This is a genomic window from Shewanella sp. DW31, assembly GCF_015767295.1.
GTDB classification, from domain to species: Bacteria; Pseudomonadota; Gammaproteobacteria; order Enterobacterales; family Shewanellaceae; genus Shewanella; species Shewanella oncorhynchi.
Map to the genome: position 1 here is coordinate 18297 of NZ_JADWMP020000036.1, position 15813 is coordinate 34109.

The 15813-nt window shown below is 48.6% G+C and carries 8 protein-coding genes; 7 read left to right on the forward strand and 1 reads right to left on the reverse strand.

Annotation, left to right across the window (positions count from 1 at the left end):
• The first annotated feature begins 12 nt into the window (after positions 1–12).
• From GWI56_RS20875 to GWI56_RS20900, 6 genes are all read left to right on the forward strand, one after another.
• The gene (locus GWI56_RS20875; RefSeq protein ID WP_198573951.1) at positions 13–1119 is read left to right on the forward strand and encodes a DUF58 domain-containing protein; all 1107 of its coding nucleotides are present in this window, start codon (positions 13–15) and stop codon (positions 1117–1119) included.
• Positions 1116–3275 (forward strand): DUF3488 and transglutaminase-like domain-containing protein, encoded by a 2160-nt coding sequence (locus tag GWI56_RS20880; RefSeq protein WP_198573952.1) that lies wholly within the window; start codon positions 1116–1118, stop codon positions 3273–3275. Before GWI56_RS20875 ends, GWI56_RS20880 begins: the two co-directional genes overlap by 4 nt.
• Positions 3276–3430: 155 nt before the next feature.
• Positions 3431–7234 (forward strand): exodeoxyribonuclease V subunit gamma, encoded by a 3804-nt coding sequence (gene recC / locus GWI56_RS20885; RefSeq protein ID WP_198573953.1) that lies wholly within the window; start codon positions 3431–3433, stop codon positions 7232–7234.
• Positions 7231–11019 (forward strand): exodeoxyribonuclease V subunit beta, encoded by a 3789-nt coding sequence (recB, locus tag GWI56_RS20890; protein WP_198573954.1) that lies wholly within the window; start codon positions 7231–7233, stop codon positions 11017–11019. Before recC ends, recB begins: the two co-directional genes overlap by 4 nt.
• Positions 11016–13214 carry an exodeoxyribonuclease V subunit alpha gene (gene recD / locus GWI56_RS20895; protein ID WP_198573955.1) on the forward strand — a complete coding sequence of 733 codons (2199 nt, stop codon included), beginning with the start codon at positions 11016–11018 and terminating at the stop codon, positions 13212–13214. The genes recB and recD overlap by 4 nt, the downstream gene beginning before the upstream one ends.
• A gap of 95 nt (positions 13215–13309) precedes the next feature.
• Positions 13310–13705 carry a hypothetical protein gene (locus GWI56_RS20900; RefSeq protein ID WP_206766177.1) on the forward strand — a complete coding sequence of 132 codons (396 nt, stop codon included), beginning with the start codon at positions 13310–13312 and terminating at the stop codon, positions 13703–13705.
• 168 nt (positions 13706–13873) lie between these two features.
• On the opposite strand, the gene GWI56_RS20905 is transcribed toward GWI56_RS20900, so the two are convergent.
• Entirely contained in the window at positions 13874–14344 is a 471-nt protein-coding gene (locus GWI56_RS20905) for a GNAT family N-acetyltransferase (RefSeq protein ID WP_198573956.1), read from the reverse strand.
• 321 nt (positions 14345–14665) lie between these two features.
• Here GWI56_RS20905 and GWI56_RS20910 point away from each other — a divergent pair, with 321 nt between their 5' ends.
• A complete protein-coding gene (locus GWI56_RS20910; protein WP_168825124.1) occupies positions 14666–15679 on the forward strand; it encodes a D-alanine--D-alanine ligase in 1014 nt (337 codons plus the stop codon).
• The last annotated feature ends 134 nt before the right edge of the window (positions 15680–15813 follow it).

Sequence of the window (15813 nt, forward strand, 5' to 3'; positions counted from 1 at the left end):
AATAACTCAGAAGTGAAACGACTGATACTCCCGACTTTCATTCCGACGTTAGTCCCGATTTGGCAACGTTGGTTAGCAAGACGCTTGCCACCGAGTCCCGAAATAACCTTAAGCCATCGCAGCATTTTTATTCTGCCGAGCGGTTTTGGGTTAGTTTGGCTCGGTCTGGTTTTACTTTTATATCTATTCGGCACTAACTATCAAAATAACTTAGTCATTGGCCTCAGCATCTTACTCCTAAGCCTCTTTAATACCTGCATTCTCTACAGTTACAAAAATCTGGCCGGCTTACATGTACGGGCCACGACGCCGCCCGAAGTCTATGCGGGCGAAACCTTAACCTTTCCCGTCCTCATCAGCACGCACCATAGTGGCCATAACATCCAGCTTAACTATCCGCATAATCGCACTTATACGGTGCAGAACCTTGGTACAGATGAACAACAAGCGCTCGTGCCCTTCGAGTATCATCAGCGGGGTCAAGTGTCACCGGGGCGGCTCAAAATTGAATCCTTCTATCCCTTAGGGCTTTGCCGCGCCTGGTCGCATGTGGATTTAGCCATTAGTCACTTAGTCTTTGCCCAGCCGATTGAAGCGCCGCTACAGCTTGAGGCTGATCATACTCAGTCGGAGCAAGATCCCCTGTTACTCGCGGGTAAACATGTATCGGGGATTGATGAGTTCAAAGGCCTTAAACCCCATGTGCTCGGCGAATCCCTCAAGCAAGTGGCATGGAAACAATGGGCACAGGGTCGCGGCATGCTGACTAAAGAATTCCAGCAGCCCCAAGGTGATCCCGTCTGGTTAAGGCTCAGACCCGATGCCAAACGCCTCGAAACCCAATTGAGTCAGCTAAGCTGGCAAGTCAATAAACTCACGCAACTTGAGCAGTATTTTGGCTTACATCTGCAAAACCCAATGGGAGACGATGTCTTGATCGCGCCCGCGATAGGCAATCACCATAGGATCGCCTGTCAAAAAGCCATTGCCTTATATCCACAATTAGCGCCTTCAGCGGCGAAGCCCCCATATCAGTCATCAGCCGCTAATCACCCACAAAAAACGAATCAAGCTCCCCGCAAGCAGCATCATATCCCTACTTCGAGGGAGCAAGTATGAAGTTAGCGGCCAATAGCATGACACCGCAAATCGGCGACAATATTAGCCGCCAGACACTTTTTTGGTTATTGATCACCAATATTGCGGTATTAAGCCCACTATTTGATAAAACCACGCCTTGGACTTTGGGCATTTGCGCTATCTGTTTGCTGTGGCGTGTGGGGATTTATGTCGGCAAAGTGGCAAAACCACCGCGTTTTTTGGTGACCAGTCTTGCGATCGGCGCCGCAACCACACTGGCACTCGTTTCAAAGGAAATAGGCTTACTCAATGCGCTAGTAAATCTGCTGCTGTTAGGTTATGCCTTAAAATACATTGAAATGCGTAATCAAAGGGATGTGCGCGTTGTCGTCCTCGCGGGCTATTTTATTATCGCGCTGACCTTTATCGACCATCAATCCCTGCTTAATACCGCGCATTTACTCGTGGTAACGCTGATCAATACCTGCGTACTCGTGACTTTGTATCAAGATAAGCAATCCTTAAAACACACGGCTTGGATCGGTGGCAAATTTTTACTCCAGAGCCTTCCCCTCGCGCTGCTGTTATTTTTAGTGTTACCGCGTCTTGCACCGCTCTGGTTAGTGCCCAACATGAAAGAAGCCCAAACGGGCTTGTCCGATAGTCTGGCGATTGGTGATATAGGTAAGCTCACCCGTTCGACTGAACTTGCCTTTAGGGCGAGTTTTACCAATGCAACGCCCATTAATGCCGAGTTATATTGGCGCGCCCTCGTGATGGAGCACTATGATGGTGTCACTTGGCGCCAAGACGCGGGGATTAAACAGTTGCAAAAAGATGCGCTGCTGTTTCCTCCCTCACGGCCCAGTCCAGCATTGATGGTCAATAATCCTGATCCCATGAGCAATAGTCCTGCTTCGATAAGCAGCGAAGATCAAGAGATCGCATTAAGTAAGCAAGATAAGCATAGTATTCGTTACCAAGTGATTGCTGAGCCGAGCCACCAGCCGTGGTTATTTGGTCTCGATGTGGCCTATAGCCAAGATGATAACGTGGTCAATATGCCCGACTATCGGCTGTTGGCGCTGCGCAATATCGATCAGCGAATGAGTTATCAAGTAGAGTCTTGGCCTAAGGCTAAGATGGATCTCAGGCTATCTGCGCGGCAAAGGCAGATTAACCTCGAACTACCGAGCCAAAGTAATCCACGCACTTTAACGTTAGCTGAGCAGTTTAAGACTCAGTATCCCGCGCCTAAGCCACGACTATGGGCCATGATGGGCCACTTTAATAGTGAGCCTTTTTTCTACACTCTCACGCCGCCTCCCCTTGGGCCGCAGCAAGTGGATGATTTCTTATTTGAAAACAAAGCCGGTTTTTGCGTGCACTATGCCGCTGCCTTCATTTTTATGGCGCGGGCCACAGGTTTACCCGCACGTATGGTCACAGGCTATCAGGGGGGAGAATATAATCCGCAAGCGGGTTACTACAGTGTGTATCAATATATGGCCCACGCATGGGCAGAAGTCTGGCTTGAAGATGAAGGTTGGGTGCGTTTCGACCCCACCGCTATGGTGGCGCCCAATCGTATCGAGCAAGGTTTCGACGCCCAATTTGATCCCGAGCAGAGTTACCTGCAGGAAAGCCCTTTTAGTAGCTTACGATTTAAATCAATGCCTTGGCTCAATGAGTTAAGACAACGTTTTGCCAGCGTAGATTATTACTGGAGCGTGTGGGTACTGGGTTTTAACCAAGAGAAGCAAAATCAAGTGCTCAGTGGTATTTTAGGCGATGTGACTCACACTAAAATCGCGGTCTTTATGGGGCTCTGTATCAGCCTTATCGTGCTCTATATCGCCTACAGTGCGGGCTTATTACATTTTAGAGTTCAAGGCGATCCTATTAGCACTCGTTATCAACAGATCTGTAATCGTCTTGCACACCACGGCATTAAGCGCAAAGACAGTGATGGACCAAATCAATTTGCGCAGCAGATTATTGAGCAATACCAACACAGTGCACCAAAGCTTTGCACGCTGTTCCAAACCTTGACACAAAGTTATGTGGCGCTGAAGTACCAAGATTTACCGGCTAAAGACTATCAAGCGCATTTAACCGCATTTAAAGCGGCGGCGAAGCAACTCAACTGGTTATTGCTCAGAGCCAAAGTGAAAGATAAGTTCAATCTAGCCTAGCATTCGTCAACTGAGCTGTAACTGACGATACATCATCGGAGCAAGCACCAATAAACACCTAAAATTGCGGGTTAATTCCACAGAAGCTGCAATAGTGTTGAATCTTATAAATCAAACACATAGAATTGTTTTATTGTCACCATGCCGAGTTGCACATGCTAAAGTTAATCCAGTCCAATCAGATGGAAGTGCTCTGCGCCCATTTAGCCGCTTACCTGACCCAACCCCTTGCTTTTGCACGTCTACTGAGTAACGAGCATATTCTGGTACAGAGTCCCGGCATGTCGACTTGGCTACGCCTCGAAATCGCCAAACAGAATGGAATTGCTGCCGCACTGGAATTCCCGCTGCCATCGAGCTTTACCTGGCAGTTGTGCCATGACTTATTGCCCAATGTGCCTAAGGATAACGCCTTCACTAAGGCGGCGATGACGTGGAAGCTGATGCAACTCTTACCGCGCATGTTGCAAAATGACGTCTTTGGGCCGTTGAGACACTATCTAGGCCATGTGCAAGGTAATAGCCTAGACAATATGCTAGACAGCACGTCCACCACAAATGCCGCCGACACGAGTGATATGACGGCTGACGACATTAAGCTGTACCAACTCTGTGGCCGGATTGCCGATATCTTCGACCAATACTTAGTGTATCGCCCCGATTGGATTTTAGCGTGGGAGCAAAACGAGCATCCCGAATCACTCACCAAGCCGCTGAATGAAGACCAACGCTGGCAACCCATTTTATGGCGCGCGCTCATTGCCTTTAACCGTGATGAGCTTAATCAAAGCCATTACCACAGGGCCAACCTGCACAGTGACTTAATTGCCGCGCTGAATCATCCCGACACGTCACTCGCCAAATTGCCACAACGCTTATTTGTGTTTGGCATTTCCTCAATGGCGCCGCAAACCCTTGAAGTGCTTTACCATCTAGCAAGTCGTATCGATGTGATCGTGCTTGGCTTAAGCCCCTGTCAGCACTATTGGGGCGACATTGTTGATCCCCGTAATCGGGCCCGCATGGCGGTGCAATATGCGGGTAAACGCCAATTAGCCGAACTGTGGGAAGATAAACTCGAAGTGGGCAATCCGCTGCTTGCCAATAACGGCAAGATGGGCCGTGAATTACTCGATATGCTGCTTGAGCTCCCAGCCGAACACTGCGACTTTGGCGATGATGTGTATTGTGAACCCTGTGACGATCCCAACTCGCCACACAGTCACGCCAGCATGCTCCACGGCGTGCAATACGATATTTTAGAGATGCAAACCTTAGACAGAGTGCTAGGGCCAGATGCCGAGCTGTACCAAAATGTCGAGAACAGACGCCTACTAAAGCGCGACGATGAATCCATTCGAGTCAAGAGTTGTCACAGCCCACTGCGGGAAATCGAAACCCTGCACGATCACTTGCTTGAGTTACTCAGCAACCATGCCGACCTGACACCCAAAGACATAGTGGTCATGATGCCCGATGTCGCCGCCTACGCACCCTATATCGATGCCGTCTTCTCGGCGAAGCAAGGCCTGCATTACATTCCCTACGCCATTGCCGATCGCGGCGCAGCGCAGGAATCACCGCTCATCAATAGCTTTTTAAATTTACTTGGAATTAATCAAAGTCGTTTTGGTCTGACCGACATTTTGAGCATACTCGAAGTACCCGCCATTTTGCGCCGTTTCCAGCTCGATGACGATGAATTGCAACTGATCCGCCGCTGGTTAGATGAAGCAGGCGTGCGCTGGGGCCGCGATGAACAAAGCCGCCTTAAACAAGGTGTGCCAGCGTTTGAGCAAAACTCCTGGGCCTTTGGTATTAAAAGGCTGATTTTAGGTTACGCCTTGAGTGACGATGCGCCGCTCTATCAAGACCATCTTGTCGTCACTGGCATCGAAGGCCAATCGGCGCAGGCGCTGGGTAAGCTACTCAATTTTATTGAAGTACTCGATGAAACGGCGCAAATACTCGCCCTGCCGCAAGTGGGCGCACTGCGTTTAGCGGAATTAACTGAGCTACTAGATGCCTTCTACGACACCGATGAAGACGAGCGCGAACAATTACAGGAAATCCGCGATGCCATTGCCGCCCTAGAGCAAGAGTTACTGTCAGCGGGCAGGCCCTTAGATACAAAAACGTTAGAGACAAACCCGTTAGCGCCGCTAACCCAAGAGCGCATAAGCGGGCTTAGCCTCAGTATTGAAGTGCTGCAACAGTGGTTTAATCAACGCTTAACCGAATCTCGGGTCGGCCAGCGTTATCTTGCGGGAAGCGTGAACTTTTGCACCTTGATGCCGATGCGCTCGATTCCTTTTAAGGTCGTGTGTTTACTCGGCATGAACGATGGGGTTTATCCTAGGGTTCAACATCCCGTCGGCTTTGATTTAATGGCGCATTTCGGTGCCCGTAAAGGCGATCGCTCCCGCCGCCTCGATGACAGATATTTGTTTTTAGAAGCCTTATTGTCGGCGCGGGAACAACTGTATATCAGCTATATTGGCCGCAGCGAACGGGATAACTCTGAGCGTATCGCCTCTATGCTTGTCTCTGAGCTGATTGAATATTGTCAGCTGTGCTATTTACCTGAAGCCCTATTGATTCAATCGCAAAACGCTGCAAGCGTAATTGAACCAGAGAATGCCGAAAAAGCCCTCTATAACGCGATTGTCAGCCACCAGCCGCTGCAACCCTTTGATCCCAAGTTGTATCAAGCCACAGTAAAAAATGATGACAAAGATGGCTCAAGCAAAGATGGCTCAGGCAGAACCTCAAGTAACTCGGGCATAGGCCAAAGTTACAGCCTGCAATGGTGTCCACCCAATACGGACACTGTGGGCACACATGCGGGCCGCTTTATCGGCGTGCAAACTCGCATCATGCTCGAAGCGGATGAACAAGACTCAGTGCCAGATACAGAGGCACAGCCCGCTTCTGTGCACGAACAGCAGCAAAGCAAGCAAGTGGATGTGTCTGCCCTGATCCGTTTCTTTCGAAATCCGGCGCAGTACTTCTTCAACCGTACGTTAAAAGTCGATCTCAGCCTTAATATTCAGGCTGATGATAATGACGAGCCCTTTAGCTTGAATGCCCTAGAGCGTTATATGTTACAGGCCCAGTTACTCGACGATGCCATAGGCCAAGGCCTAACTGAGCCCGATATTGAACTGATTAAACGCCTCAAAGCCAGTGGCACTTTGCCCATGCAGCCCTTCGATGATTTGCTATTGCGTCAATATCAGCATGATATTAAACCTTTGATTGGCAGAACTTTGTTCCTCAAGGGAGAACAAGCCAGCAGCCATGCGGATATTAAACTCGTGTTTGACTTGCCCATCACGGCGGGTAAATCCCAACAAGTGTTACTGCAAGGTCGTATCGATGACATCAGCCCTAAGGGGTTAGTGAATTACCGTCCTGGTAGCGCACACGGTCGCGATGTGCTGAGGTTGTACCTTCGCCACCTGTGTTTAATGGCAATGGGCCACACACATGTAAGCTATCTACTCGACATGGGGCACTTCCACGCCTTAGCGCCAATCACAGCTGAGCGCGCCCATGCGTTACTGGCCGATTTGTTAGTGTTGTTTTACCAAGGCCAACAACACCCACTGTGTTTTATGCCGCGCACGTCACTGGCCTACGTCAGCTGCGATGGTGAGCACGATGAGCGTTTGCAGCAAGCGTTACCCGAATGGTTAGATGAGCAGAGTCAATTGGGTGAAGGGAACGAACCCCATTACCAGCGATTATTCAGTTTCCCGCGGGATTTCTCTGAGGATAGCTTTGGCGCATTAGCCGAACGTATCTATCGCCCGATGGTGAGTTTATATCTCAAAGACACGCTGGCTCAGCTTGAGGAATTTGCGCTCAACGACGGCATGAGCCAAGGCCCTGCTAATGAAACACAGGCTCCCACACCACATTTGAACCGCAATAGCGCACAGGGAGAGCAAGCATGAGTGAACAGATGCCGTTGAACACGCAAGCCTTACAGTCTGCACCACAAGCGCTTGATCCTCTCACTCTGCCCTTTGGCGGTAGTCGTCTTATTGAGGCCAGCGCTGGCACAGGTAAAACCTACACGATTTCAGGTCTTTACTTACGCTTATTGCTTGGTGATGGCATTCCTGCGCCGCTCACCTGCGAACAAATTCTCGTGGTCACCTTCACCAATGCGGCCACCGAAGAGCTAAGGGATCGTATTCGTCGCCGTATTCAAGTCGCCTTTAAGTGCTTCTTAGGGCTAACGATTGCCGACCCCTTTGTGCAAGCGCTGTATGACAACACTCCAGAGAGTGATCGCGCTATTGCCTTGAGACGGTTCGATCTCGCCCTTAAATCCCTCGATGAAGCAGCAATTTTTACCATTCACGGTTTCTGTCAGCGAATTTTATCGGATCTCGCCTTTGAGTCTTCCTTGCTGTTCGAATCGGACTTTACCTTGGACGACAGCGAATTTTTGCACCATGCCGTGCGGGATTTTTGGCGTGAGGCCTGTTATCCGCTACCCGATTACTTAGCGCAAATCATTGCCAAGGAATTTGGCGAGCCCGATGGTTTAGTCAAACAGTTGCGACCGCTCCTTGGCGCCAGTCAAGCAAAGCCTCTGAAACCCGCGCTTAAGTTTGATGCCTTAGCCCTGTCACTACGCCAAAGTTTAGAGCGCTTTAAATTAGCTTGGCCAAGGGGACGCGATGGCTTATTGGCATTGCTGCACAGTTTGCCACTCAACGGCACCCGCTTTGGCAAAGCAACGGATAAGTACCCCAAGCTAGCCGCCATGTTCGATGCACTAGATAACTGGCTCGCCTTCGGTCATGGGTTGCCGCCACTGAAAGAATTAGAAGCCTTATCGCTGTCTGAGTTAAAACTCAACAAGGGCGGCGTGCTCCCAAGTGTGAGCGAAGCACCGCTGATGGATCATATGGAGCAACTCGCCATATTGATTGCCGCCATTAAACCGGCATTTTTGTATAGTGCGAAACTTGGCATAAGCGAGCGATTTGCCCAGCAAAAACAACAAAAAAATGTGCTGACCCCAGATGACTTACTCACGACATTAGCGAGCGCGTTAAACGCCAATAATGAAACCTTGCCCAAAGCCGTGGCAACACGTTTTCCCGTCGCGCTTATTGATGAATTCCAAGATACCGATCCGCTGCAATTTGCGATCTTCTCTGGCATCTACCAAGACCGCTACTCGTTTGAGCAGCAAGGCAAAAACGATACAGAAAATAAGCTCAGCCTGTTGATGATTGGCGATCCTAAGCAAGCCATTTATGCCTTTCGCGGTGCCGATATCCATATCTATATTGAGGCCCGTCATCATACGCAGGCCCACTATCATCTGGATACCAACTACCGCTCAAGCACTAACATGGTCGCTGGGGTTAACCATCTGTTTAGCCAGCATCACGATCCTTTTATCAGTCAGTCGATCCCCTTTGATAGCGTGAAAACGCCCAGCAGTGCTAAAGGGAAAATCCTCACTGAAAAAACCGCCAATCCCGCCGCCTTAAGATTAAGACTCTTAAGCGAAAGCACAGAAAACGGCCTCAATAAAACCACTGCAAGACACTTGCTCGCCGAAGATGCGGCGGCACAAATTACCCGTTTACTGACAGATGCGGCCAATGGCGAATGCCACAGCCCTAAAGGGCCTTTGATCGCTAAAGACATCGCTATCTTAGTGCGGGATCGCAACGAGGCGGCGGTAATGAAAACCGCCTTGAGTAAACGCCACATAGGCGCAGTATTTTTAAGTCGCGACAGTGTGTTCGATACCCTTGAAGCGCGGGAAATGGCGTTAATTTTGCGCTCTCTAGCGAACCCAAAAGATGAACGGGCACTGCGCAGCGCCCTAGCCACGGCATTATTGGGCTACAGCGCCGAGCAAATTCATGCCTTTAACCAAGATGAAGAACACAGACAGCTGTTATTAGAGCAATTTTTTAACTTGCACCAAGTGTGGCAAAAACGCGGCATCATGCCCGCGCTACTCAGCCTTGCCAATAGCACTAAACTGATTGACCGTTTACTGCACACCGCCAGTGTAGAGGTAGATGCTCAAGAGCAAGATGCCACAAACGGTGAGCGTCGCCTGACGGATTTTCGCCACCTTGCCGAGCTATTACAACAAAAGGCCACCGAACTTGATGGTATGAGTGCCCTGCTCAATTGGTATGAACAGCAACTGATTGATAACACAGGCACCGATGAACAGCAGCTGCGCCTTGAAAGCGAGCAGAATCTGGTGCAGATCGTCACTATCCATAAGAGTAAGGGTCTTGAGTATCCCGTATGTTTTGTGCCCTTTGTCAGCCTAGCCCGCGACAATCGCCGCCGCCCTACGCCTATGCTGTACCACAGAACCAACGATGCAGGTGAGCAAGAGCTAGTGTGGGATATCGAAGGCACGGATGACGGTTGGGAGCGCGCAAAACAAGAAACCTTGGCCGAGGACTTGCGCCTTTTGTATGTGGCGCTCACTCGCCCTGTGTATTTGTGTTACTTGTATATCACCAACCACAGTCGTCAGCTTAAAAATGGTCTTAAAAGTCAGCTACATGAAACCGCTATCGGCTATCTATTGGGCATAGGCGACTCAGAATGTGACTTTGCCCGTATCTGCAATGCTACGCAGCAGCTCGCTCAAGATGTGGAAGCCATAAGTATTGATAAGGTGCCCGATGACATAGACGAGCGGCCATTGCCCTCAAGCCAAGACATAGCACAAATACTGAGCGCGAAAACCTTAACCCGCCAATACTGCACGCCGTGGCGAGTCTGCAGTTATTCAGGCCTAGTTAAAAATACCAGCCATGGTAAAACCGCGCCGGGTGCCGACGATGAAATATTAGGTACGCTTGAATATACGGCTGTGCAAACACTCTCAATTCCTGATGAGGCAAGTCATGATTTGCAGGATGACATGCTCAATCGCTTTAACTTTGAGCGCGGCGCCAATGCCGGTAGCTTTATGCATTTAGTGTTAGAAGAGATTGATTTTACGCAGGCAGAAATCGACTTACCGCTGCAATTGCCTAAAGCCATGCTGCAATACGGTATCGCGCCCGAATGGCAAACAGTATTACATACTTGGTATTTGGATGTGCTGCATGCACCGCTCTGCGCGATACCGCACGCCTTAGAGTCGCAATTCACGGGGCATGTAAGCGCCGTCAAACCTGAACATCCTGATTTGTGCTTAGCCAAGTTATCGCCGCAGAATACCTTAGTCGAAATGGAGTTTTATTTACCCTTAAGCGAACTTAAAGATATTGAGCTCAATGCGCTACTGCAGCAATTTGGCTATGAGTCGACACTTAAGTTTGATGATCTCAAGGGCATGCTCAAAGGCTTTATCGATTTAACCTTTGAATACCAAGGTCAATATTATATCGCCGACTATAAGTCGAATCATTTAGGCGACAACATCAATGCCTATCATCAGAGCGCACTGCAAAGCGCAATAACCGATCACAGGTACGATTTGCAGTACATTCTCTATTCATTGGCGCTACACAGGTATTTGAGTTTACGCCTGCCAAGTTATGACTACGACAGCCATATCGGAGGTTGTTATTACTTGTTCTTACGGGGAATGTCGGCTCAATATCCCGGCTATGGTATTTACTACGACAAGCCGCCGAAGGCACTTATTCTCGCGCTAGATTCACTTTTTAATGACAATTTATTTCACAGCAGATTGGCTCGTGCAATAGATACAGGAGTCACGGCATGATGCGCTCAACCCAAGGGCTAAATGCACATTCACTCACAGCAGCGAAATGGATAGACCATGGCGCAATTCAGCTTACAGCGCCGCTGCCAGAGCTGTTAAAACAGTGGGAGCAAGAACGACTGCTCACACCGCTCGATCGGCATTTCGCACTCGAAATGAGTCACTTGCATCCAAGCGACAGCCAACAACCCTTGTTTATTTTGCTGTGTGCGCTATTAAGCCAGCAATTATCTTCACAGCACAGTTGTCTAGTGCTCGCCCATATTGTGCCACTTAATCCCATGGCCGAACAAAATAGCCATTGTAAAATCACCTTAAGCCTCGAAGCGCTCACTGAGACCTTACAAACCTTTGATGCCGTCGGCCAAGCGGGCAGTAACAAACCGCTTATTTTTGATAATGGCAGACTCTATTTACAACGTTATCATCAATTTGAAACCTCAGTCGCCGCCTCATTAATCCGCTTGTCCGGAAGCGTATCTAGGCAATTATCTGAAGAAGCAAACCACCAAAAGCAACCGCAAATCGCTAAGTTGAGGTCACTGCTAGATCAACTGTTCCCTACCACTGTGAGCGATCCCCATTCACTCACTAACAGTGAAGACACAGCACCCATTGATTGGCAAAAGGTCGCCACGGCCACAGCGCTGGGTAAAAAACTGTCGGTGATCACTGGCGGCCCAGGTACGGGCAAAACCACTACTGTGACTAAGCTTTTGTTATTGCTACAAATGGAATCACAACAGGAAATACGTTTAGTCGCGCCAACGGGAAAAGCGGCGGCTCGCTTAAGCGAATCAATCAAAGCCTCAAAAGCGCGTCTGGCGAAGGAACTCAGCGCCCATGCTAATGTTATTGATGAAGCTCGCAATAGAAATAGCCAAGACTTTTTAACAGCTCTGGGACGCATTCCAGAGGAGGCATCAACCTTACACAGACTGCTTGGGGTGATCCCCAATTCGCCGCACTTTCGCCACCATCAAGGTAATCCGCTTAGGCTCGACTTATTAATTGTCGACGAAGCCTCTATGGTCGATTTGCCCATGATGTACAAACTGCTCAGCGCACTGCCAGAGCACGCCAGTTTGATTTTACTCGGCGATCAAGACCAACTCGCCTCGGTTGAGGCTGGCGCTGTGCTCGCCGATATTTGTGCGGGCCTTAAAATACCAGTAGATCCCAATAACCTTGCTCAGAACAACATAGCGTCAAACAGCCCTGCTCTGTGGCAAATGCGCTATTCCAAGGAACAAGCCGAGCGTCTGAGTGCTTTAACAGGTTTTGAGTTAACGCCCTATATCAGCGACGCCCCTAAGCTTGGCGATAGCTTATGTATGCTAATGCACAGCCACAGATTTAAAGGCGATGCAGGGATTGGACTGCTCGCCAGTGCCGTCAATCGTGCAGATCTTCAAGGTATTTTGCAGGTATGGCAACAGGGACCTGCAGAATTGAGCTGGTTAGAACACAGTATGGTCGTAAGCCAAACCCAAGCCAAAGTGAGCGAGCCTGCTAATAATATGGGACTCAATTCACTTCTGGAGCAAGCCTGCCAGCAATATGGCGCTTATCTCGGTGCCTTGAATAGCCATGCAAGTAACAATGATGCAAGTAATAGTGATATAGGCACACGTCCAAGCACAGCTGACATCATTGAACGCTTTAACCAGTACCGTATTCTATGTGCTATGCGCTCGGGCGATTATGGGGTTGAAGGTATTAATCAATTTGTGACTCAAGCACTGGCCAATGCCAAGCTGATTAAACCGCTTCAGGAGTTTTATCTGGGTCGGCCCATTATCATCCAAAGCAATGACTATAACTTAGGCCTGTTTAACGGTGATATCGGATTGATTTTGCAGGATGAAGATAAACCCGAACGTTTAATGGCGCACTTTATCAAGGCCGATGGCAGCCTATTAAAAGTCTTGCCAGCCCGTTTGCCCAGCCATGAAACCTGTTATGCCATGACAGTACACAAAAGCCAAGGCAGCGAATTTAGCCGTGTGGCCTTAGTATTGCCGCCGAGCCCCAGCCTAGCCCAGTGGCAACTGCTGACCAAAGAGTTGGTCTACACCGCCATCACCCGCGCTAAAGTCCACTTTACCTGCTTAGGCACCCAGCACGTATTCGAGCGGGCCAGTAGCCAAGCAACCCAACGCGCATCGGGTCTTGCCGACCGCCTTTGGGGGTGAATGAAGCTTTGTGGTCAATGGGGAACACTTTAGGAACTACATTTTAAGATATGACTTTTAGATTTACTCTAACCATGAAACTAAGGATTTAAACATTGATTAAAAAGGACATTATTATACTTAAGGATCTACAAGCCGTTATTGCCTTGTTTGACGCCATAGCACCAGATGCCGCTTTACCTAAACGTTATTATGAAAAAACCCGCTATATCCAGTGGTCAGAATTTAAAGACATGCAGGTATATGCACTCGACTTTGAGCCCTATTTAACGATTAGCCAGCGTTGTAATATGACGTATTTTGGCATACATCAAAGTACGCGACGTTTATACCTAGCACACTGTAATGATGCTGGCCATGCACCGCGCTGGGAAGCGAGACCAGTGACCTTAGCGCAACTGATGGATGTCGAGTTAATGGTGAATTTACATAAAAATCATGCCTATAACTTAGGGCTAAACATCTGTTTTGATCTGAACTATTTACTCTGATCTTTTGTATTAATGTACAAATTCGGATGACTGAATATCGGTGGTGGGCCAAGCAATATCAATTGCTAAAATCAATCAATTTGAAATTATCAATGTCACCCGCAACGTTTTTCCGGTACCCGAAGGCACAAGGACAACGGATCTGATTATGCTCGCTCGAGCCAAGAATTAGCCGTTTGGTTCGCTCAAAACTAAGCTGTAGCGAAAGGATGTTTTGGTAAACCCTATACTTTCATAGTATTGCTGTGTGGCAATGCGCTGCATCGATGTAGTGAGTTCGAGTAACTGGCAATTCTCTTGCTTTCCCCTCTCTTTCGCAAAGGCAATCAACTGAGAGCCAACGCCCTGACCCCGCATGTCGGCATCCACCACAATTGCGGTTATACGACAGATACGACTCAAGGCGGGGAAATAATCAAAGAACATTAAGGCCATCACAGCGACAACTTGCATGTCACCCTGCGCATTATGTTGCTCATACACCAGTAATTCATCACTGCGGCGCAGAGAATCATGCTGATATTGGCTTAACGTCTGGGCTAAAGCGGCATGGGGCAAAGAATAACCGAGTTGCTCAAGTAATACCTGCACACTATCTGTATCCTGTAAGCGAGCTAACCGAATGTTTTTATTCACCATGAGATACCATGTTGTAATCTGCCTAAAGTCAATGTCACTCGTACTGGGTTGCACAGTTTAGATGACGGTGACGAAGCAATAGTCCAACGACATTGCCATCTCACGCCACAAAAATCAAAATAAACCCGACAAAGGCACAACCCCATATTTGCAATGCGATGTAATGCGTTAAAATTCACCACTTAATAGCCATCAGTCAGCAAAACCTTGCACTCATAGGGGCAAGAAAACTAAGATGACAGCGGCTGTACTATAGGATGATATTCGTATTGCCACAGGCCGATGTCATCCGATTTTGCTCACTTTGAGGAATCACTCACAATGTCTAAGATCAACCTGCTTTTGCTGTGCGGCGGCGGAAGTGCCGAACACGATATTTCACTCATGTCGGCCAATTATTTTGAAACCTCACTGGCAAAATCCGAGCAGTTTTGTGTATTGCGTGTCGAACTGGATAAATTTGGTCAATACCGCACCGCTGCGGGTGATGATTGTGAACTGACCAATAGCCGCGAAATTCGCTTCCGCGATGAGAGCAAAGCCCCATGGCCGGTCGATTACGTCATTCCCTGCATTCATGGCTATCCCGGCGAAACAGGTGACATTCAATCCTATTTTAATTTGATCCAACTGCCCTATTTTGGCTGTGAATCCGAGGCTAGCAGTAACTGCTTTAATAAGATCACCGCTAAAATGTGGTTCTCTGCCTTAGGTATTCCGAATACCCCGTATATTTTCCTAAACCAATTCGATGATGCAGCAATAGAGCAAACCCAAGCCGCATTAGCACTATGGGGATCCATCTTCGTCAAAGCGGCCTCACAGGGTTCCTCTGTTGGTTGTTATAAAGTCGATGACAGCGATAAAGTCGCTGGCGTGCTTAAAGATGCTTTCGGCTATGCGCCCTATGTTATCGTTGAAAAAACCATTAAAGCCCGTGAGTTAGAAGTCGCAGTATACGAGTACAACGGTGAAGTGGTGGCGACAGTACCAGGTGAAATCATCTGTGATACCAACACCTTCTACACCTTCGATGAGAAATACGCCAAAAACAGTAAAGCACGCACCGATGTGGTGGCACAGCATGTGTCAGCTGAGATCAGTGAACAAATCCGCGCCTATGCAATCAAAGCATTTAAAGGTATGAAATTGCGTCACCTGTCGCGCATCGACTTTTTCTTAACCGCGGATAATGAAATTTTACTAAATGAAATCAATACCTTCCCAGGTTCTACGCCGATTTCTATGTTCCCCAAAATGCTGCAGAATCACGGTCATGATTTTACTGAATACTTGAGTCTAGTGATTAACAGCCAGATAACCGCTAAATCTTAGCGCTCGCCACCTGACTCAATGTGAACGCAGAGACTCAGTGCAACACCTGTTTCCAGTAGTAAAGAATCCGCCTTCTTAGAAGGCGGCTTTGACTTGCCCCTGGAAGGGGCTATTCCAAGAACCTACATCATCTG

Coding starts and splice junctions, on each gene's coding strand:
- recD (WP_198573955.1), top strand. CDS start 11,016: ATGATGCGCTCAACCCAAGGGCTAAATGCACATTCACTCACAGCAGCG.
- recC (WP_198573953.1), top strand. CDS start 3,431: ATGCTAAAGTTAATCCAGTCCAATCAGATGGAAGTGCTCTGCGCCCAT.
- GWI56_RS20905 (WP_198573956.1), bottom strand. CDS start 14,344: ATGGTGAATAAAAACATTCGGTTAGCTCGCTTACAGGATACAGATAGT.
- GWI56_RS20880 (WP_198573952.1), top strand. CDS start 1,116: ATGAAGTTAGCGGCCAATAGCATGACACCGCAAATCGGCGACAATATT.
- recB (WP_198573954.1), top strand. CDS start 7,231: ATGAGTGAACAGATGCCGTTGAACACGCAAGCCTTACAGTCTGCACCA.
- GWI56_RS20910 (WP_168825124.1), top strand. CDS start 14,666: ATGTCTAAGATCAACCTGCTTTTGCTGTGCGGCGGCGGAAGTGCCGAA.